17 protein-coding genes are annotated in these 20233 nt (G+C 52.9%); all 17 read left to right on the top strand.

Annotated features, from left to right (window positions below):
• Positions 1-74: 74 nt before the first annotated feature.
• The 17 genes from pyrH to PCH01S_RS21925 all read left to right on the top strand — a co-directional run bounded on the left by pyrH (position 75) and on the right by PCH01S_RS21925 (position 20177).
• Entirely contained in the window at positions 75-800 is a 726-nt protein-coding gene (gene pyrH, locus PCH01S_RS21845; RefSeq protein ID WP_042233041.1) for a UMP kinase, read from the top strand.
• Positions 801-804: 4 nt separating this feature from the next.
• A complete protein-coding gene (gene frr / locus PCH01S_RS21850; protein ID WP_042233043.1) occupies positions 805-1359 on the top strand; it encodes a ribosome recycling factor in 555 nt (184 codons plus the stop codon).
• 63 nt (positions 1360-1422) lie between these two features.
• Complete coding sequence (locus PCH01S_RS21855) at positions 1423-2193, top strand: isoprenyl transferase (protein ID WP_042233045.1); 771 nt, start codon at positions 1423-1425, stop codon at positions 2191-2193.
• 24 nt (positions 2194-2217) lie between these two features.
• The gene (locus tag PCH01S_RS21860; protein WP_009676789.1) at positions 2218-3015 is read left to right on the top strand and encodes a phosphatidate cytidylyltransferase; all 798 of its coding nucleotides are present in this window, start codon (positions 2218-2220) and stop codon (positions 3013-3015) included.
• A 57-nt stretch (positions 3016-3072) separates the two neighbouring features.
• Positions 3073-4218, top strand: coding sequence for a 1-deoxy-D-xylulose-5-phosphate reductoisomerase (locus PCH01S_RS21865; RefSeq protein WP_042233047.1), 1146 nt, complete (start codon positions 3073-3075; stop codon positions 4216-4218).
• A gap of 199 nt (positions 4219-4417) precedes the next feature.
• Positions 4418-5668, top strand: a complete 1251-nt coding sequence (gene rseP / locus PCH01S_RS21870) for an RIP metalloprotease RseP (RefSeq protein ID WP_042233050.1) — start codon at positions 4418-4420, stop codon at positions 5666-5668.
• Between the two features lie 109 nt (positions 5669-5777).
• Complete coding sequence (gene proS / locus PCH01S_RS21875; RefSeq protein WP_042233052.1) at positions 5778-7226, top strand: proline--tRNA ligase; 1449 nt, start codon at positions 5778-5780, stop codon at positions 7224-7226.
• 117 nt (positions 7227-7343) lie between these two features.
• A complete protein-coding gene (locus PCH01S_RS21880) occupies positions 7344-11648 on the top strand; it encodes a PolC-type DNA polymerase III (RefSeq protein ID WP_042233053.1) in 4305 nt (1434 codons plus the stop codon).
• A 203-nt stretch (positions 11649-11851) separates the two neighbouring features.
• Positions 11852-12310 (top strand): ribosome maturation factor RimP, encoded by a 459-nt coding sequence (gene rimP / locus PCH01S_RS21885; protein WP_042233055.1) that lies wholly within the window; start codon positions 11852-11854, stop codon positions 12308-12310.
• Positions 12311-12358: 48 nt separating this feature from the next.
• Positions 12359-13456 carry a transcription termination factor NusA gene (nusA, locus tag PCH01S_RS21890; protein WP_009672008.1) on the top strand — a complete coding sequence of 366 codons (1098 nt, stop codon included), beginning with the start codon at positions 12359-12361 and terminating at the stop codon, positions 13454-13456.
• Positions 13457-13482: 26 nt separating this feature from the next.
• Entirely contained in the window at positions 13483-13794 is a 312-nt protein-coding gene (gene rnpM / locus PCH01S_RS21895) for an RNase P modulator RnpM (protein WP_042233058.1), read from the top strand.
• Positions 13784-14086: a YlxQ family RNA-binding protein gene (locus tag PCH01S_RS21900; RefSeq protein ID WP_042233061.1), complete on the top strand. Its 303-nt coding sequence runs from the start codon at positions 13784-13786 to the stop codon at positions 14084-14086. Before rnpM ends, PCH01S_RS21900 begins: the two co-directional genes overlap by 11 nt.
• 13 nt (positions 14087-14099) lie before the next feature.
• The gene (infB, locus tag PCH01S_RS21905) at positions 14100-16841 is read left to right on the top strand and encodes a translation initiation factor IF-2 (RefSeq protein ID WP_042233063.1); all 2742 of its coding nucleotides are present in this window, start codon (positions 14100-14102) and stop codon (positions 16839-16841) included.
• 6 nt (positions 16842-16847) lie between these two features.
• Entirely contained in the window at positions 16848-17204 is a 357-nt protein-coding gene (gene rbfA, locus PCH01S_RS21910; RefSeq protein ID WP_009672009.1) for a 30S ribosome-binding factor RbfA, read from the top strand.
• The gene (locus PCH01S_RS21915; RefSeq protein ID WP_042233067.1) at positions 17201-18214 is read left to right on the top strand and encodes a DHH family phosphoesterase; all 1014 of its coding nucleotides are present in this window, start codon (positions 17201-17203) and stop codon (positions 18212-18214) included. Before rbfA ends, PCH01S_RS21915 begins: the two co-directional genes overlap by 4 nt.
• A complete protein-coding gene (gene truB / locus PCH01S_RS21920; protein WP_042233069.1) occupies positions 18211-19146 on the top strand; it encodes a tRNA pseudouridine(55) synthase TruB in 936 nt (311 codons plus the stop codon). The genes PCH01S_RS21915 and truB overlap by 4 nt, the downstream gene beginning before the upstream one ends.
• An 86-nt stretch (positions 19147-19232) precedes the next feature.
• Positions 19233-20177, top strand: a complete 945-nt coding sequence (locus tag PCH01S_RS21925; RefSeq protein WP_042233071.1) for a bifunctional riboflavin kinase/FAD synthetase — start codon at positions 19233-19235, stop codon at positions 20175-20177.
• Positions 20178-20233 lie beyond the last annotated feature (56 nt).

Raw genomic sequence — 20233 nt, forward strand, 5'->3', positions numbered from 1 at the left:
TCCTTCTTTTATAAACAGAAACGGTACAAGAAAGATAGAAGCAAGCTGATTTGTCAGAACGGAGGGTACCAAAGTTGGAGCGACCTTTGTATAAAAGAGTAATCTTAAAGCTGAGCGGTGAGGCTCTTGCCGGACAGCAAGGATTCGGGATCGAATCGGACATCATTTCTTCTATCGCCCTGCAGGTGAAAGATGTGGTCGATCTCGGGGTGGAAGTTGCTATCGTCGTGGGCGGAGGCAACATCTGGCGCGGGATTGCAGGCAGTGCCAAAGGCATTGACCGGGCTACGGCAGACTACATGGGCATGCTTGCAACGGTCATGAATTCCCTGGCTATGCAGGACGCGCTGGAGAATATGGGCGTGCCGACCCGTGTGCAAAGCTCCATTTCCATGCAGCAGGTAGCGGAGCCGTACATCCGCAGAAGAGCGATTCGTCATCTGGAGAAGGGCCGAGTCGTCATCTTTGCTGCCGGAACAGGTAACCCTTATTTTTCCACGGATACGACGGCTGCGCTTAGAGCGGCTGAGATTGAAGCGGAAGTTATCTTGATGGCTAAGAACAAAGTAGACGGAGTTTACTCCGCGGATCCTTTCAAAGACGAAACGGCTGAGAAATACGAGACCCTCACTTATCTTGAGGTGCTTAACAAAAATCTCGGCGTGATGGATTCAACCGCTTCCTCGCTGTGTATGGACAACAATATCCCGCTTATCGTATTTTCGATCACAGAAAATGGTAACATTAAACGGGTAGTCCTCGGCGAAAAAATCGGTACCATTGTCAAAGGGAGTGTATAATCGTATGCCGCAATCGATTAAAAAGAATGCAGAAGAGCGGATGAGCAAGGCTATCGACGCACTCAAGCGCGATCTGGCCACTCTGCGTGCAGGCCGCGCAAACCCTGCGCTGCTCGATAAAATCCAAGTGGAATACTATGGCGCGATGACTCCGGTTAACCAGCTGGCTAACATCTCCACGCCGGACTCCCGCACGCTGATCATTCAGCCATGGGATAAAAGCTCCATGGGAGCTATTGAGAAGGCTATTCTCAAGTCCGAACTGGGCTTGACTCCGGCTAACGACGGTACGGTGATCCGACTTGTCATTCCGCCGCTTACGGAAGAACGCCGCAGCGATCTGGTTAAACTGACTCGTAAATACGGGGAAGAGGCCAAAGTTGCGATCCGTAATATCCGCCGCGATGCCAATGATGACATCAAGAAGCAGGAGAAAAACGGTATTTCCGAAGACGAGTCCCGTCGTCACCAGGACGATATTCAGAAATTTACGGACAAATTCACGGCTGAAGTCGAGAAAGTCCTGACAGGTAAAGAAAAAGAAATTATGGAAGTGTAAACGGCTATCGTCGCCCCCTGAAATACCGGGGGCTTTTCATCTTTCCATAGTGGGGGAAAAAAGATGTTCAATCAACTGAAAAAATGGCTTGGAAACGAGTCTGCACAGGACGAGAAGTCTCCCCATTTGGAGTTGGACAACGTTCCGTCTCATATTGCCATTATCATGGACGGAAACGGACGCTGGGCGAAACAGCGCGGACTTCCCCGTGTGGCCGGGCACCATTCCGGTATGAAGAATGTGAAGAAAATCACCATTGCAGCTGACAGCATCGGAGTCAAGGTGCTGACGATGTATGCCTTTTCCACGGAAAACTGGAAGCGTCCTAAAGAGGAAGTCGAATTCCTCATGAAGCTGCCCCAAGAGTTCTTTCCGCTGGAGATTGAGGAACTGATCGAGCGTAATGTGCGGATCCGCATGACCGGCTGGAAAGAAAGCCTGCCGGATTACACACTGAATGCCATTGAAGATGCAATCGAGCGTACAAAGAATAACACAGGCCTCATCCTAAACTTTGCTCTGAATTACGGTGGCCGCAAGGAACTGCTCGCCGGCGTTCAGGATGTGCTGAAGGATGTCCAGGAAGGCAAACTTCGGCCGGAAGAATTGACGGAGGAAACATTTTCTTCGTATATGCTCACTTCCGGGCTTCCTGACCCCGACTTGCTGATCCGGACGAGCGGAGAGCTGAGGCTTAGCAATTTTCTGCTGTGGCAGCTCGCCTATACCGAATTATGGTTTACGGAAGCTTACTGGCCTGAATTCTCGGAAGAGCATTTTTACCGGGCCGTTGCCGAATACCAACGACGGGCAAGACGATACGGAGGCTTGTAAGCATCGGTTTGGAGGAATGAAGCATTGAAGCAGAGGATTCTGACGGGAGCGATAGCCGGAGCCGGATTTCTGGGCCTGCTGGCTGTCGGCGGCAATTGGTTTGCCGCCTTGATCGTACTAATGGCCATTATCGGCTTTGATGAGTATGTGCGAATGAACAAGTTGAAAGACCACCGAATCACATGGCTGGTCGGCATGATCGCCTTGATTCTGCTGACCCTTCCATGGGAAATGCACCGGTTTACCTATGAGCTCAATGAGGTCGGCCTGATCTGGGGAGCCGCCTTCGTGCTGATGGCCGCGACGGTCTTGTCCAAAAACAAAATTACCATCGACATGGTGTCGCTTCTTTTTCTCGGAGTCGTGTACATAGGTGTCGGATTTCATTATATGATCATGACGCGGTGGATACCCGAGCATGGTTTGTTTTGGACGCTTCTGATTTTTGTCTGCATTTGGGCGACGGATTCCGGCGCGTATTTTGTCGGATCGAAATTCGGCAAACACTTGCTGTGGCCGGTAATCAGCCCTAAGAAATCGGTCGAGGGAGCCCTCGGCGGAGTATTGATTGCTATTGTAGCCGGACTCTGTTTTTCCCTGGCCCGTCCCGAACTTCTGTCTCCGGCTCGCGCGGTGCTGATCGGTGTCGTTATTGCCGTGTCGGGGCAGCTCGGCGACCTTATGCAATCCGCCTACAAGCGGGTGAAGGGAATTAAGGATACGGGGACCATTCTGCCGGGTCATGGTGGAATTCTCGACCGTGTGGACAGCTGGCTTATCGTTTTTCCGCTTGTCCACTGGCTAGCGCTGATTCCTTCCTGAATCCAAGTACCCGTCCAATAGACAGAATCGGCTCAGGCTTATTCAACGGGGGAGAATATGAATAAACGAATAGCGATACTTGGCTCGACAGGATCGATCGGCACGCAAACGCTTGATGTCATTGCCCATCATCCGGATCAATTTACCGTAGAGGCCCTTGCCGGCGGACGGAACGTGGAGCTTCTAGCCGAGCAAATCCGCCGGTTCAAGCCGAAACTGGCTTCCGTGGCCACCCGGGAACTGGCGGATCAGTTGTCCGCTTTAATACCCGCAGGTACACGTATTCTGTTCGGTGAAGAGGGGCTCCTGGAGACGGCGGCCGGAACCGATGCGGATTTTGTCGTAACGGCCGTAGTCGGCAACCAGGGGCTGGAACCGACGATCGCCGCGATTGAAGCGGGCAAAACGATCGGCCTTGCGAATAAAGAGCCGCTTGTGAGCGCGGGGCATCTGGTAACGGAAGCCGCGAACCGCAAAGGTGTGAGGCTGCTGCCCATCGACAGCGAACATTCCGCGATTTTCCAGTGTCTGAACGGCGAACGCCGGGAAGAGGTCAGGAAAATTACCATTACGGCTTCCGGCGGTTCTTTCCGGGACCGTACCCGGGCGGAGCTGGAAGGCGTTACGGTCGAGCAGGCGTTGAACCATCCGAACTGGTCCATGGGCGCAAAGATTACGATCGACTCGGCCACGATGGTCAACAAAGGGCTCGAAGTGATAGAAGCCCATTGGCTTTTTGACCTGCCTTACGATCAAATCGGTGTGATTTTGCATCCGGAAAGCATCATCCACTCTTACGTTGAGTTCAAGGATAGCAGCATTATAGCCCAGCTCGGAAACCCGGACATGCGCGTGCCGATCCAATATGCGCTATCCTACCCGAACCGGCTGCTTTCATCAGCGAAATCCCTGGATTTGGCGGAAATCGCTACACTGAATTTCCGGCCCATGGATTTCGACCGGTTCCCTTGCCTCCGGATGGCTTACGAAAGCGGCCGAACCGGGGGTACGGCGCCAACCGTGTTCAACGCGGCTAATGAACAAGCCGTTGCGAAGTTTTTGCAGGGAGAGATTCCTTTTCTCCGCATTGAAACCATCATAGAAGAATGTCTGCAAAGACACTCGGTCATGAGCAGTCCGCAGATCGGTGATATTTTGGAAGCCGACCGGTGGGCGCGTGAAACTGCGTCTCTGCTCGGCTGAGCCTCGATGAAGGATAAACCGACCGCTCCGGAAATTTTCCGGACGGCCGGTTTTTTAGTCTATGAGCTCCATGTTCCCGCGTATACTGACATAGGCGATTGCTTGTATTAGGCCGCTCAATAATGGTACATTAGGAACATACGTAAGCATAAACGAGACGGCTTTCAGGAGAGAAAGCGCCGGAGGAGGCAGATGCGGGTTGGGAAGCATTGAAACAGGACTGAAAATCGTCCTTATGTTCTTCGTCCTCGTTACGATTCACGAGTGGGGACATTTTTATTTTGCGAAACGGGCCGGAATTTTGGTGCGTGAATTCGCTATCGGGTTCGGACCAAAATTGTTCTCATATAAAAAGGGCGAAACTCGTTACACCTTGAGATTGCTCCCGTTCGGCGGATATGTCCGCATGGCCGGCGAGGATCCGGAAATCGTACAAATCCAGGATGGCCAGACGGTTGCCGTGAAGTTAAACAAGGACAATAAAGTAACCAAGCTATATTTGGACCAGCTTGATCAGCGGGCGAACGTCATCCAAGGCTCCGTGCAGCAGATCGATCTGGAAAAAGACCTTTTTGTAAAGCTAGAAGTGGGAGACGAGCAGGTCCGCTATGCCGTTCAGCCGGATGCCCTCATGGTTACCCGCGGCGTGGAAACACAGATCGCACCACTGGACCGACAGTTTGGCAGCAAGACAGTGGGCCAGCGTTTCCTGTCCATTCTGATGGGGCCGGTTATGAACTTTTTGCTGGCCGCGGTACTGTTCCTTACCCTCGTCATTATGCAGGGAGTTCCCACGAACGTTAAAGTCGACAAGCTGGAGCCAGGCCGTCCGTCCGAGAAAGCCGGGCTAATGGCCGGAGACGTCATCGTGTCCGTGAACCAGGAAACGATCGGGGACAATCGCGAGAATTTTATGAAAGTGGTCGGTTCCTCTCCCAACCAGAAAATGAACTGGGTGATCCAGCGGGGCGGCGCGGAGAAGAAAATCGAAATTACTCCGGACGAGAACGGCAAGGTCGGGGTTTATATTACGGGAGACAAGCGTTCGGCTTCCTTCGGCGAAACGTTGAAGGGCACCTGCAACTACGTTTCGACCTCTACGGTAGGGATTCTCGACGGATTCAAGAAGCTCGTGCTGGGGCAGTTCAAAATGGACGACCTGGGCGGTCCGGTGCGTATCGTGCAGGTAACCGGCGAATTCGCCAGCCACGGCAGTGAATCGTACATTTACTGGGTCGCGCTGCTCAGCCTGTATTTAGGGCTGTTTAACCTGCTTCCGTTTCCTGCGCTGGACGGAAGCCGGCTTGTATTCCTCGCCATCGAAGCGGTTCGCGGCAAGCCGGTTGATCCCAACCGCGAAAGCATGGTTCACTTTATCGGCTTTGCCATGCTCATGCTATTGATGGTCGCCGTGACCTACAACGATATTTTACGTTTAATTAAAAGCTAATCTGTATTATGATAGATAGATGTAACCGTTAGGTGAAACGATGCCTGTCCGTCCGACCTGGCAAAACTTGCGTTTGCCCCGCCGGATGGACTTCCGTAGGAGGATCCGTATGTCCAAAGATAAACAATTTGTCCGGGAAATCACACCGCAGGGTGAAGATTTCTCCCAGTGGTACATTGATGTCATCAAAAAAGCCGATCTTATGAGCTATTCCCCGGTTCGCGGGTGTATGGTCTTCAAGCCGGACGGCTACGAGATTTGGGAAAACATCCAGCGCGAGCTGGACAAGCGTTTCAAGGAAACGGGGCACCGCAACGCCTATTTCCCGCTTTTCATCCCGGAGAGCTTTTTCCAGAAGGAGAAAGAACACGTGGAAGGCTTCAATCCGGAACTTCCCTGGGTGACCGAAGCGGGGGGAGAGAAGCTCGAAGAGCGTCTGGCCATCCGTCCGACTTCCGAGACGATGATCGGTCATATGTATGCGGAATGGATCAATTCCTACCGTGATCTGCCGCTCCTAATCAATCAGTGGGCGAACGTAGTCCGCTGGGAGAAACGTACCCTGCCATTCCTTCGCACGACGGAGTTTTTGTGGCAGGAAGGGCATACCGCTCACGAAGACGAAGAAGATGCTCGCCGCGAAACGATGCAAATGCTCGAAATTTACAGAGATTTCGCCGAGAATTTCCTCGCCATGCCGGTCATCATCGGGCAGAAAACACCTTCCGAGAAGTTTGCCGGAGCGGTAGATACTTTCTCGATCGAAGCTATGATGAAAGACGGCAAAGCGGTACAAGCGGGTACTTCGCATTACCTCGGCACCAACTTTGCGGTTGCTTTCGATATTAAATATTTGAACCGGGAAAATCAGCACCAGTTCGTACACACCACCTCCTGGGGAGTAAGCACACGTCTGATCGGCGCGACGATTATGGCGCACGGGGACGACCGCGGACTGGCTCTGCCGCCTAAAGTAGCTCCTACACAAGTGATCATGATCCCGATAGGTCCTCCTAAAACGAGGGAGCAGGTCGTGGCACGCACGGATGAGCTGTTTGCCGAATTGAAGCAGGCGGGTGTCCGGGTAAGAGTGGACGACCGTGCGGACCTAAGCCCGGGCTGGAAATTCAACGAGTACGAAATGCGCGGCGTTCCGATCCGTGTCGAGCTGGGACCGCGCGATATGGAGAACGGGCAGATCGTTCTCGTTTCCCGGATTACCGGAGAGAAGAAAATCGTTCAGCAGGTCAACTTCGTTCAGGAAGTTCAGCAGCTCTTGGAAGAGATACACCAGGAGATGTTCAACCGTGCGAAGCAGCACCTCGAAGAGCATTTGATCACGGTAGACACGCTGGATGAGTTCAAACAATACTTGGAAACGAACCGCGGGTTTGCGCTTGCAGGCTGGTGCGGTTCGGAAGCTTGTGAAGCCCAGGTCAAAGAAGAGGCGGGAGCAACGAGCCGCAACATTCCGTTTTCGCCGCGGGAATCGAAAGAAACCTGTCTGGTTTGCGGGGATAAAGCCAAACACACCGTCGTTTTCGGTAAATCTTATTAAGCACGATTACAATGAAGGGCAAACGAGATTACTTTCTCTCTTTGTCCTTTTCTTTTTCCGGCCGGGTGAGAGCAAGGCGGCAATCGGAGCAAGCCGGAAGCTTGGGGGAGGGAAGACATGAGTCATACACCGGATAAAAGGCAGAGGTTCGAGCTTTTAATGAAGCAGGCGGACATATCGCACGAGATGTCGACGGTCCATTTTGCGGACGGGTATATCGACAAAGTAGAAATCAGCCGGAAAAACCGGGAGTGGACCTTCCACCTGGTAAAGCAGGAGTTGGTTCCGCAGGACGTGTACCGGTCTTTCTGCCGGAACGTTCAAGAAAAGTTCGCTCATATCGCCAAGACGCGATTTGTCATACACATGGAGAATGCCGAGCCGGGCAGGCTCGTGGAAGAATATTGGAGCCTTTTTTTGGAGTGGGTACAGCGCGAAGCCGTTACGGTAAACGGGTGGCTGAGCAAAGCCAAAACCGAAGTGCAGGGAAATCAGCTGACTTTGATTTTGCTGGATCAGATCGGTTTTGAACTCGCGAAGAAAAAGAACATGGATAACTGGGTAAAATCCTTTTTCCAGGATTATTTTAAAACCGAATTTACCGTGAAATATGCGCTCAATGAGAAAAGCACCGAGGAATTCGAACGGTTTGCCCAGCAGATCGTCGAAGAGGAGAAGCTTGTTACACAGGAAATTATGCAGTCCATCGAGCAGGAGCTGCAGGCTTCGGCCATCCCGGATGCGGATGTCCGGCTGATGGTCGGCTACGATATCAAAGATGCGCCTGTACCGATCCAGGATATTGTGGAAGAGGAGAAGAAAGTCACCATTCAAGGGGCTGTCTTCAATCTGGAAGTGAAAGAGCTGCGGAACGGCAGCACCCTTTACTCGTTTAATGTCACCGACTATACCGATTCCATTATGCTGAAATCGTTCGGGAAGACGAAGGAAGATGTGCGCATTCTCAATCTGCTTTCCAACGGCTGCTGGATCCGGGCGCGCGGACGTGTGGAATACGACCGTTTCATGATGGTGCCTGAGCTTGTCATGATCCCATCGGATATCAACGAAGTACTGCCGCCTAAGGGAAGAATGGATGACGCCGAAGAAAAACGCGTGGAATTCCACCTCCACACGACGATGAGTACGATGGACGGAATCACTCCGGTCGACCAGTACATCAAGACGGCTGCAAAATGGGGCCACAAAGCGATCGCCATCACGGATCACAGCGGGGTGCAAAGCTACCCGGATGCGAACAAGGCGGGCAAGAAAAACGGCATCAAGGTCATTTACGGCGTTGAAGCGAATGTGGTGAACGATTCCGTTCCGATCGTCTTGAACCCGATTGATGCGGATTTGAAGCAGGCCACGTACGTCGTTTTTGATATCGAGACCACGGGGCTGTCCGTTCTGAACAATAAAATTATCGAAATTGCCGGCGTGAAGGTACAGGAAGGCAAAGAAATCGACCGTTATTCTACATTTATCCAGCCGCATGAAAAAATTCCTTATCACATCCAGCAGCTTACCAATATCACCGACGAGATGGTAAAAGACGCACCGGAGCTCGCGGACGAGCTTCCCAAGTTCATCGACTTTATCGGCGATTCCGTGCTTGTCGCTCATAACGCGCGGTTCGATATCGGTTTTATCCAGGCCAACTTGAAAAGACTGGGCCACCCACAAATGACGAATGCGGTTCTCGATACGCTGGAAATGGCCAGACTGCTGTTCCCTTCCATGAAAAACCACAGGCTGAACACCTTGTCAGATAAATTTAAAGTAAATCTGGAAAACCATCACAGGGCGATTGACGATACGATTGCACTGGGACATGTTCTCCAGCATTTGATTAACGAGGCCTACGACCGGAATATCACGAATCTTGGACGTATGAATGATTTTGTGGGGAAAGATTTGTCGAACCAGCGTCCGTTCCACTGCTGCATTTATGCGGCGAATTCGGTCGGAAAGAAAAATCTGTTCAAACTGATTTCCATTTCCCATACGGAATACTTCAATAAAGTGGCGACGATTCCGAAAAGCAGGCTCATTGAGCTTAGGGAAGGGCTGCTTATCGCTTCGGGCTGCGAGAAAGGCGAGTTTTTCGAGACGGTTCTTAACAAATCGCAGGAAGAGGCCGAGCATGTTGCCGAGTTTTACGATGTGCTGGAGATCCAGCCCGTCAGTTACAACATGCATCTGGTGGATAAAGGGCTGGTCGGCAGCCGTGCCGATTTGGAAGACGCGGTGAAGCGGATTGTCGCCATCGGCGCAAAACAGGGGAAACCCGTTATTGCGACGGGGAACGTCCATTACTTGGAGCCCCGGGACAAAGTCGCGCGCGATATTACGATCAATGGCATCACCGGCTTTAGTCCCCTCAAAGACATGAAAAAGCCGGACGCTCATTTCCGTACGACGCGCGAGATGCTGGAAGAATTCCGTTTCCTCGGTCAGGAGAAAGCCCATGAAGTCGTGGTGCGCAATACAAACGATCTGGCCGACCGCTTTGAAGAAATCGAGCTGTTTCCGACCAAGCTGTTCACACCGATCATTGAAGGAGCGGACGACGAAATCCGCAACACATGCTATGATACGGCCCGTCAAATTTACGGGGATGAAATTCCTGAAATTGTCGTGCAGCGGCTTGAAAAAGAACTGGTGCCGATCATCAAATACGGGTTCTCGGCCAACTATCTCATTTCGGAACGGCTCGTTAAAAAATCCAACGAAGACGGTTATCTCGTCGGTTCCCGGGGATCGGTCGGCTCCTCCGTAGTCGCCACATTCCTGGGCATTTCGGAGGTTAACCCTCTCCCGCCGCATTATATTTGCCGCTCGTGCAAATTCAGCGAATGGTTTACGGACGGCAGCATTCCGAGCGGGTTCGACCTGCCGGATAAGACCTGCCCGACCTGCGGCGACAAGCTTAAAGGCGAGGGCCAGGACATTCCGTTCGAAACGTTCCTCGGATTTAAAGGGGACAAGGTTCCCGATATCGACTTGAACTTCTCCGGGGAGTACCAACCGGTCGCTCATAACTACACCAAGGTTCTTTTCGGCGAAAAAAGCGTGTTCCGCGCAGGCACCATCGGTACAATTGCGGATAAGACAGCCTTCGGTTATGTGAAAAAGTATGAGGAAGGCCAGGGCAAAAAGTGGCGGAACGCCGAAATTGTAAGGCTGGCCTCAGGCTGTACCGGCGTTAAACGAAGCACCGGACAGCACCCCGGCGGTATTGTCGTCGTGCCGGATTATATGGAAGTGGACGATATCACTCCCGTTCAATTCCCGGCCGACGATAAGAATTCCGAGTGGAAAACGACGCATTTCGACTATCACGCGTTTGACGCTAACCTGCTCAAGCTCGATATCCTGGGGCACGACGATCCGACCATGATGCGTATGCTTCAGGATTTGACCGGCATTGATCCGACGTCGATTCCGATGAACGATCCTAAAGTTATGAGTATTTTTCATTCGACGGATGCGCTTGGAGTTCCGCCTGAAAAAATCCGGACGCCCGTAGCCACCTATGGAGTTCCCGAGATGGGAACGAAGTTTGTCCGGCAGATGCTTCAGGAAACTCATCCGAGCAGCTTTGCCGATTTGCTGCAAATTTCCGGGCTTTCCCACGGAACCGGCGTATGGCTGGGTAACGCGCAGGAACTGATCAAGAAAGGCATTTGTAACATTAAGACCGTAATCGGCTGCCGGGACGATATTATGCTCTATCTCATTTATAAAGCCGGCATGGATGCGGGCCTGGCCTTCAAAATCACGGAGAGCGTACGTAAAGGAAAAGGCCTCACCGATGAGTGGAAGGAAGACATGAAGAAGCACAATGTGCCTGCCTGGTACATTGAATCTTGCGAGCGGATCGAATATATGTTCCCGAAAGCCCACGCCGCCGCTTACGTTATTTCCGCGGTGCGTACCGCTTACTTCAAGGTTTACCATCCTATCGCGTACTATGCGACCTATTTTACGGTCCGTGCGGAGGACTTTGATCTGGAACTGCTCTGCCAGGGCTACGATGCGATCATGAAAAAGCTGATCGAAATCGAGGAAAAAGGGTTCCAGGCTCTTCCGAAGGAAAAAGCGATGATTTCCATTCTCGAAATGGCGCTGGAAATGACCGCACGCGGATTCAGCTTCAAGCCCATCGACTTATACCGCTCCGACGCCACGAAGTTTATTATTGACGGCGATTCGCTTATTCCGCCGTTCTCGGCCGTACCGGGAATCGGGGAGAATGCGGCCCGCAACATTGCCGCTTCCAAGGACAGCGGGGACTTTCTTTCGATTGAAGATTTCCAAAACCGTTCGAAGGCGTCGAAGACGGTCGTCGAACTGTTGAACGGCATGGGTTGTTTCCGGGGACTGCCGGAATCCAATCAGTTGTCCTTGTTTTAGCGGACACGAAGCGCAGGGCTGACAAGGTGAGTAACTTTTTCTTACTATTGTCAACCTTTAGACGGTTATGGTATAATTTTTCTTGGCAATAATGAGGATATCGACTGTGAACCGGAGAGTGGGGAAACCCACTCTTTACATTTTGCTAAGACTTTTTGGCAGGTTCACCGGGAAGGTCATACAGGAGGGTAGAGAGAAAACCTATGAATTCACCAATTAAATCCGTCGTGGAAGATATGCTGCTGGATTATTTGAACGAGCAAGGCTTTGAGCTGGTCGACATCGAATATGTCAAGGAAGGAAGCAACTGGTTTCTCCGCGTATTCGTAGACAAAGAAGGCGGCATCGACATCGACGATTGCGGCCGCATCAGCGAATTCTTAAGCTCGAAGCTTGATGAGAACGATCCGATTCCGACGGCTTATTTCCTGGAAGTCTCTTCACCGGGTGCCGAGAGGCCGCTTAAGAAACCGGAAGACATTAAGAAGGCTGTTGGCAAACATGTATTTGTTACTACATACGAGCCAATTGACAATAGCAAGGAATTCGAAGGTGAGCTTCTGTCGTTTGACGGCGAGGAGCTTGTTGTGCAAACCCCGAAGAAACGCAGCGCCATTCCATACAGCAAAGTGGCCAGCGCGAGGCTTGCCATCGTATTCTGACGCGGTTCTCCGCGTCTGCGAACCATTGAAAGGGGGAACTCGGTTCAAATGAACATGGATTTTATCGAAGCGTTGGCTGAAATCGAAAGAGAGAAAGGCATTTCCAAGGACTTGCTGATTGATGCGATTGAAGCCGCGATGATTTCCAGCTATAAACGCAACTTTAACACAGCGCAGAATGTGCGCGTGGATATTAATCGGCAAACCGGCACGATCCGCGTCTATGCACGCAAAACCGTCGTGGAGGATGTGCTGGACCCGAGACTGGAAATCACGCTGCATGCCGCGCGGGAAATCAACCAGAATTATACGATGGACGATATTGTAGAGATTGAGGTTACACCGCGAGACTTCGGACGCATTGCGGCACAGACCGCCAAGCAGGTTGTGACGCAGCGTATCCGCGAAGCCGAGCGTGGACTTATTTACAATGCTTTTATCGAGAAAGAAGAAGATATCGTTACGGGTATCGTACAGCGTCAGGATCAGCGCCACTATTATATCGATCTAGGCAAGGTGGAAGCGGTTCTGCCTCTCACCGAGGTCATGCCCAACGAGAAATTCAAGCAGGGCGAGCGTGTTAAAGCGTATATTACCAAAGTGGAAAACACGACAAAAGGTCCTCAAATCATTTTGTCCCGTACACATCCGGGGCTTCTCAAGCGCCTTTTCGAGCTGGAAGTTCCAGAAATCTACGAAGGCGTCGTAGAAATCAAGTCCGTTGCCAGGGAGGCCGGCTTCCGTTCCAAGATCGCCGTGCATTCCCGCAATACCGAGGTAGACCCTGTCGGTTCCTGCGTAGGTCCCAAAGGTCTGCGTGTCCAGACGATCGTCGGCGAACTCCGCGGCGAGAAGATCGACATCGTACGCTGGATGGAGAGCGTGGAAGAGTATGTCGCCAACGCACTCAGCCCTTCGAAGGTGCTTGAAGTCAACGTGTTCGAGAACGAGAAAATGGCCCGCGTCATCGTTCCGGATTATCAGCTTTCGCTGGCAATCGGGATCAAGGGTCAGAACGCGCGTTTGGCCGCCAAGCTTACCGGCTGGAAAATCGACATCAAGAGCGAGGCGCAGGCGGAGCAGGAATACGGCCGTCCGAGATCGCAGATCGAGGAAATGCATCAAGATTCCGTCAGCTTTGACTGACGCCGGCGGGGCGAGGTGAGGATGACGTGAAACAGCGGAAAATACCTCTGCGCAAATGTGTGGCCTGCCAGGAAATGATGCCGAAGAAAGAATTGATTCGGGTCGTTCGTACCCCCGAAGGGGAGATCCAAATCGATCTGAAAGGCAAAAAATCGGGCAGGGGCGCTTATTTGTGCGGCAAAGTGGCTTGCTTCAGGCTTGCCAAAAAATCCAAAGCGCTGGACCGTGCGCTGAAGCAACCGGTGGGCGCTCCCATTTATGATCAGCTTGAACAGGATTTTATCCAGGTGGAAGAAGAATTCCACGCGGGCAAAGATGGGATGGACGATGACGAATAAAAATTATTTTTCAAACTTAGGTCTCGCCATGAGGGCCGGCAAGCTTGTCACCGGAGAAGAGAGCGTGCTGAAGGCTATCCGATCGGGTGAAGCGAAGCTGGTCATTCTGGCGGAAGATGCGGCTGACAATACAAGCAAGAAGTTTCAGGACAAATGCCGTTCATACGACGTACCTTTGCTGGTCCTGGGCAACCGTGAGGAACTTGGTTCCAGCATAGGGAAGGAAGCTCGAGTCACGATTGCCGTCGTTGACGACGGCTTCGCCAGGATGCTGAAAAAGTATCGGGTATAACCTCCGGAGGTGAATGGGTTTGACAAATAAACAAGATCCTAAGGATAAACTTCGGGTTTATGAATATGCCAAATCTTTGAATATGAGCAGCAAGGAAATTATAACGATCCTGAAGCGTTTGAATATACCCGTCAACAACCACATGAGCGTTATGGAAAACAATGCGGTCAGCAGCGTAGAAAATTTTTTCCGTGACATTAAAGCGAATGCGGCTGCCAAACGGGCAGGGTCAGATGGAGGTAACGTGAGTCCAAATTCAAATCAACCCAAACCAGACAAACAGTCCAACCCTAAAGCAGAGGTAAGCGCTAAGCAGCCTGTGCAGCAAACGGGTTCCGAGCAAGCGAAGAAAGAGGAGCGTCCGGCTGCGGAAGCACGTCCGCAAGGCTCCCAGGACAACCGTGCACCGCGTCCGAGCGGAGACGGAAGAACGGGCGCGCCGCGCGGCGATCGTCCGCAAGGCCAAGGCGCACCGCGCAGCGGCGGCCAAGGCGGCGGACAGCGTCCGCAAGGCGGCCAGGGCGGATACAACCGCGGGCCGCAAAGCGGCGGTCAAGGCCGTCCGCAGGGCGGTCAGCGTCCGCAAGGCCAAGGCGGCGCTCCACGGAGCGGCGGTCAAGGCGGCGGACCACGTCCGCAAGGCGGCCAGGGCGGCGGTTTCAACCGCGGACCTCAAGGCGGCAGCGGCGGTCAGCGTCCGCAGGGCGGCGGTCAAGGCGGCCAGAACCGCGGCGGATCAGCCGGTGCCGGTGCAAGACCGGGCCAAGCCCCGCGCAGAACAGACGGACGTCCGGCTGGAGGCGCGGATGCAGGCCGCGGCGGTCAACGTACGGGCGACAACAGACAGGGCAACCGCGACGACCGCAGCAAATCCAGCCGTTTCGACGACGGACGCGGCGGACGCGGCGGCGCAGGCAACCGTGGCGGCAACAACCGCGGCGGGCGCAATAACGGACGCGGACGCGGTCAAGAGCCGATGGTTAAGAAAGAAAAGATCGACAACACACCGAAGAAGATTATTGTGCGCGGCGCAATGACGGTCGGTGAACTTGCGAAACTTCTCCACAAGGACGTTTCCGAAGTCATCAAGAAGCTTCTGTTCCTCGGCGTGATGGCTACCATCAACCAGGAACTCGATCTCGACACGATTCAGCTCGTAGCCGGGGAGTACAATGTCGAAGTGGATCTGAAAATCCGCGTCGAAGACGACCGGTTCGAGTTGGAGGAAGAAGTGGACGATCCGGCGGACCTGAAAGAACGTCCTCCTGTCGTTACCATTATGGGTCACGTTGACCACGGTAAAACAACCCTTCTTGACGCAATCCGTCATACTAGCGTAACGGAAGGCGAAGCGGGCGGTATTACCCAGCATATCGGGGCCTACCAGGTTGAAGCGAACGGCAAGAAAATTACGTTCCTCGATACCCCTGGTCACGAAGCCTTTACGACTATGCGTGCACGCGGCGCTCAGGTGACCGACATCACGATTATCGTCGTAGCGGCGGATGACGGCGTTATGCCGCAAACCGTCGAGGCGATTTCCCATGCGAAAGCGGCAGGCGTGCCGATTATCGTGGCGGTCAACAAAATCGATAAGCCGGAAGCCAATGTGGAAAAAATCAAACAAGCTCTTACCGAGTATGAACTCGTACCGGAAGAGTGGGGCGGGGACACGATCTTCTGCGAAGTTTCGGCGAAACAGCGGATCGGCCTGGAAAACCTGCTTGAAATGATTCTTCTCGTGGCTGAGGTTCAGGAATATAAAGCAAATCCGGATAAACGCGCCAGAGGTACGGTAATCGAAGCGGAGCTTGATAAAGGACGCGGTCCTGTAGCCCGTATTCTCGTACAGCACGGTACGCTCAAAGTCGGCGACAGTTTTGTTGCAGGCGTATGTTTCGGCCGTGTCCGCGCAATGGTAAATGATAAAGGCAAACGTCTTAAAGAAGCGGGCCCTTCGACTCCGGTTGAAATCACCGGCCTCACGGAGGTTCCGCAAGCGGGAGATCCGCTGCTTGCCTTCGAAGACGAGCGCAAAGCGCGCGATATTGCCGATAAGCGTGCGATCACGCTCCGCCAGTCCGAGCTTACGGCGAATTCCCGCGTTACGCTGGATGATCTGTATAAGCACATCAAAGACGGTGAAATTAAAGATCTGAACGTCATTATCAAAGCGGACGTTCAAGGCTCTCTCGAAGCGCTGCGCGGTTCCCTCGAGAAAATCGAAGTGGAAGGCGTACGCGTGAAGATGATTCACACGGGCGTAGGTGCGATCACCGAGTCCGACATTATTCTGGCATCGGCTTCCAATGCCATTATCATCGGCTTCAACGTTCGTCCGGAGCCTGCCGCTCAAGTAACTGCGGATCAGGAGAAAGTAGACATTCGTCTGCACCGGATCATCTACAATGTGATTGAAGAAATTGAACAAGCCATGAAGGGTATGCTCGATCCGATTTTCAAAGAAAACATTATCGGGCATGCGGAAGTCCGCAACACCTTCAAAATTACGGGCGTGGGCACCATTGCGGGTTGCATGGTTACCTCCGGTAAAATCGCGCGTAATGCGGAAGTTCGTCTGCTTCGCAGCAACATCGTAGTCTACGAAGGCAAAGTGGACGCGCTGAAACGCTTCAAAGACGACGCCAAAGAAGTGGCGCAAGGCTATGAGTGTGGGATTTCCCTGGAAAAATACAATGATATTAAAGAAGGGGACATCATCGAAGCCTTCGTCATGGAAACAGTAGAGAGGTGATCAGCTATGGCTAGAGTTCGTGTAGGCAGAGTGGGGGAGCAGGTCAAGAAAGAGATCAGCCAAATTTTGCAGAGCGAAATTAAAGACCCCCGCATCGGATTTCTTACGGTAACCGGGGTTGACGTAACGAATGATCTGTCTCAGGCCAAAGTTTATCTCAGTGTGCTTGGTACGGACGAGCAAAAGGAAGGAACTTTAAAAGCCTTAAGCAGTGCGAGCGGGTATATCCGTTCCGAGCTGGGCAAAAGAATCCGATTGCGCAAAGTACCCGAGCTTATCTTTAAATTCGACACATCGATTGATTACGGAAGCCGGATCGAAAGTCTGCTTCATGATCTTAACGATGGGAAATCCGCTGAATGACGGCGGGCCAGTTTATAGGCGGCGGCGCCTCCGGCAGCTATTTGGAGCAGTTGGAGGCGGCAAAGCAATTCATGCACGATCATAATGATTTCCTGGTGGTATCCCATGTCCAGCCGGACGGGGATGCCATTTCCTCTACTTTAGCCATTGCTTGGCTGCTTGACCGGATGGGAAAGCGCTATACGCTTGCTAACGAGGGGGACATACCGGAGAAATTCAGCAGACTCTGGGGATTTGACGGCATTCGGACTTTGTCCCAACTGTCCGATCACCTGTCCTATGATACGGTTATAAGTGTGGATTGCGCCGATTTTTCAAGAATCGGACGGGTCAGCGAGAAATTTACCCAAGGTGCCAAGCTGCTCAATATCGATCATCATGCGACTAACGACCGCTTCGGGGAATGTTCCGTCATACAGGCTTCCGCCGCGGCAACCGTTGAAATTATTTATGATTTATCCAGGCACCTTCAAATGGAAGCGGACGTCGATTTCGGGACCTGTATTTATACGGGACTGCTGACCGATACGGGAGGTTTCCGGTATTCCAGCACGACACCCAAAGTGATGAAGACAGCGGCAGACCTTTTGGAATGGGGAGTAAAAGGATCGGAACTCGCCGAAGCTTTTCTGGAGAGAATGACCTTCCAGCAGATTCGTATTCTTCAGCAGGGGCTCGCTACGCTTGATTTTCATAACAATGGGCGGATATCGACAATTGTGGTATCCACCGAAGTGATTGAAGCGACGGGAGCCTCCAACGAAGATATGGACGGGCTGGTCAATTACGCCCGCAATGTCGAGGGAGTCGAAGTCGGGCTCTTGTTTAAACAAAGAAATGAATCGGCGGTTAAAGTGAGTCTGCGCTCCGCAGGTGCGGTAGATGTGGCTCAGATCGCACAGTCGTTCGGAGGCGGGGGTCATGTCCGCGCCGCCGGCTGTACGATTAACGGCTCCATTGAGGAAGCCCTCCGACGCGTTGTAGAGGAAGTAGGGAATAAACTGTCATGACGATAGAAGGAATACTTCCAATCCTCAAGCCAAAGGGAATGACTTCCCACGATGTCGTAGCGAAAGCGCGCCGTTTTCTTGGGATTAAGCGGATCGGTCATACCGGTACGCTTGATCCTGAGGTAACCGGCGTGCTGCCGCTTTGTATCGGCCGCGCAACCCGCATGGTCGAATACATCCAGGAGCTGCCGAAACAGTATGAGGCAGTCATGGTTTTTGGATTGGCTACCGACACGGAAGACCTGAGCGGGAACGTTCTGGAAGAAATTCCGCACGTTCAGCTTGCGGAGGACAAAGTCCGTTCCGTTATCCAGTCGTTCGTCGGAGAGATCAGCCAGGTTCCCCCGATGTATTCCGCCGTAAAAGTCGACGGAAAGCGGCTCTATGAGCTGGCGAGAGCGGGCGTGGAAGTCGAGCGTAAAGCCCGGAACGTAACCATTTACGAGATCGAGCTGCTCGAACTGGACCTGAACCGGTATCACCCGGAAGTCCGTTTCCGCGTGCTCTGCTCGAAAGGCACCTATATCCGTACCTTGTGTGTGGATATAGGAAGAGCCCTGGGCGTTCCGGCCGCGATGAAAGAGCTGGTCCGCTCTTCCACCGGACGAATCGGACTGGAGCAATGCGTGGCACTGGAAGACCTCCCTCGTTTGCGCGAGGAGGGTCTTCTGGATACAAAGATCATTCAGGCGGACCAGGCTGTCGATTATTTGCCTTCTCTCGTGCTGAATGAGCAGCTGTCCGTTTTTGCCCTGCAGGGACGCAAAGTCAGGCTCCATGAGAAGCCGGCTCTGCATGGTAGTCACGATAGCGAAACCGGAGTAGAACAGACGGGAATTATTCGTGTTTATGATCCTCATAAACGGTTTATCGGTCTTTTTTCCTGGAACGAGACCGAAGGACATCTTGCTCCCGTCAAAGTTTTTAATTAGGATGTAAGTAAGCCGGCCTTCGGCCGGAATCTTCTAACCCCTGGCGGTATAAAGCGGTTCAAGGAATAGTAGGTGAACTCGTACCCATGCAAACCATTCATTTGTCTTATCCCATCGAAAATGCGGAACTTCTTCCGCTGGCCGGTAAAAAGGTCATCGCCATCGGCGATTTCGACGGTGTGCATCTCGGCCACCGAGAAGTTATCCAACGCGCAGTCGAGAATGCCCGCGAGCTGGGAATCCCGGCCGCGATTATGACGTTCGACCCGCATCCGCGGGAGCTGCTTGGCCAGGAGAAGTATGCGCGGCTTCTGACGCCGACCTCCTATAAGATGGAGCTCTTCGAGAAGCTGGGCGTCGACTGCACGTACGTGCTCAAGTTCGATACGGCGCTTATGCAGGCTTCTCCGCAGCAGTTTGTCGATCGCGTCTTGGAGGCGCTTGGCGTTGAAACCGTCGTAGTCGGATTCGACTTTACGTTCGGTTACAAAGGCCGGGGCACGCCGGATACGCTCTGCGAGCTGGGGCACGGCCGCTTTGCGGTGGAGGTGATCCGCCCGTACCGGATGAACGGCGCCAAGGTTAGCTCCACGGCGATCCGTGAGGCGCTGCTCACGGGACATCCGCCGGGAGCCTCCGAACTGCTCGGCAGAGGCTACGGAATACGCGGTGTCGTCGTATCGGGCGATAAGCGCGGGCGTCAGCTCGGATTCCCTACGGCGAATCTGCGGATGTCCGAGAACTTTCTCGTGCCCGCTTCCGGCGTTTACGCCGTCCGTGCGTTTGTGGGAGGAAGCTGGTACCGGGCTGTGATGAACATCGGAACGAAGCCGACCTTCCACAGCGGTGAAGTCATGTCGCTCGAAGTGCATCTGCTTGACTTTGACCAGGACATTTACGGCAGTACCGTGTTTGTCGAGTTTGTCGATTATTTGCGCCCCGAGCGCAAGTTTAACGGCATCGATGAGCTGATTACCCAGCTCAAGAGAGACGTAGCAACGGCTGAAGCGAAGTTTGCGCAGATTCTGTAGGCGTTGGCATTTACTTCTGTCCATCATGTATGCTATACTGATTTACGTTGCTTCGG

Source organism: Paenibacillus chitinolyticus NBRC 15660 (assembly GCF_000739915.1).
Taxonomy (GTDB): Bacteria; Bacillota; Bacilli; order Paenibacillales; family NBRC-103111; genus Paenibacillus_F; species Paenibacillus_F chitinolyticus.

Coding starts and splice junctions, on each gene's coding strand:
- frr (WP_042233043.1), top strand. CDS start 805: ATGCCGCAATCGATTAAAAAGAATGCAGAAGAGCGGATGAGCAAGGCT.
- PCH01S_RS21855 (WP_042233045.1), top strand. CDS start 1,423: ATGTTCAATCAACTGAAAAAATGGCTTGGAAACGAGTCTGCACAGGAC.
- PCH01S_RS21865 (WP_042233047.1), top strand. CDS start 3,073: ATGAATAAACGAATAGCGATACTTGGCTCGACAGGATCGATCGGCACG.
- proS (WP_042233052.1), top strand. CDS start 5,778: ATGTCCAAAGATAAACAATTTGTCCGGGAAATCACACCGCAGGGTGAA.
- PCH01S_RS21880 (WP_042233053.1), top strand. CDS start 7,344: ATGAGTCATACACCGGATAAAAGGCAGAGGTTCGAGCTTTTAATGAAG.
- rimP (WP_042233055.1), top strand. CDS start 11,852: ATGAATTCACCAATTAAATCCGTCGTGGAAGATATGCTGCTGGATTAT.
- nusA (WP_009672008.1), top strand. CDS start 12,359: ATGAACATGGATTTTATCGAAGCGTTGGCTGAAATCGAAAGAGAGAAA.
- PCH01S_RS21900 (WP_042233061.1), top strand. CDS start 13,784: ATGACGAATAAAAATTATTTTTCAAACTTAGGTCTCGCCATGAGGGCC.
- infB (WP_042233063.1), top strand. CDS start 14,100: ATGGGTTTGACAAATAAACAAGATCCTAAGGATAAACTTCGGGTTTAT.
- rbfA (WP_009672009.1), top strand. CDS start 16,848: ATGGCTAGAGTTCGTGTAGGCAGAGTGGGGGAGCAGGTCAAGAAAGAG.
- PCH01S_RS21915 (WP_042233067.1), top strand. CDS start 17,201: ATGACGGCGGGCCAGTTTATAGGCGGCGGCGCCTCCGGCAGCTATTTG.
- truB (WP_042233069.1), top strand. CDS start 18,211: ATGACGATAGAAGGAATACTTCCAATCCTCAAGCCAAAGGGAATGACT.
- PCH01S_RS21925 (WP_042233071.1), top strand. CDS start 19,233: ATGCAAACCATTCATTTGTCTTATCCCATCGAAAATGCGGAACTTCTT.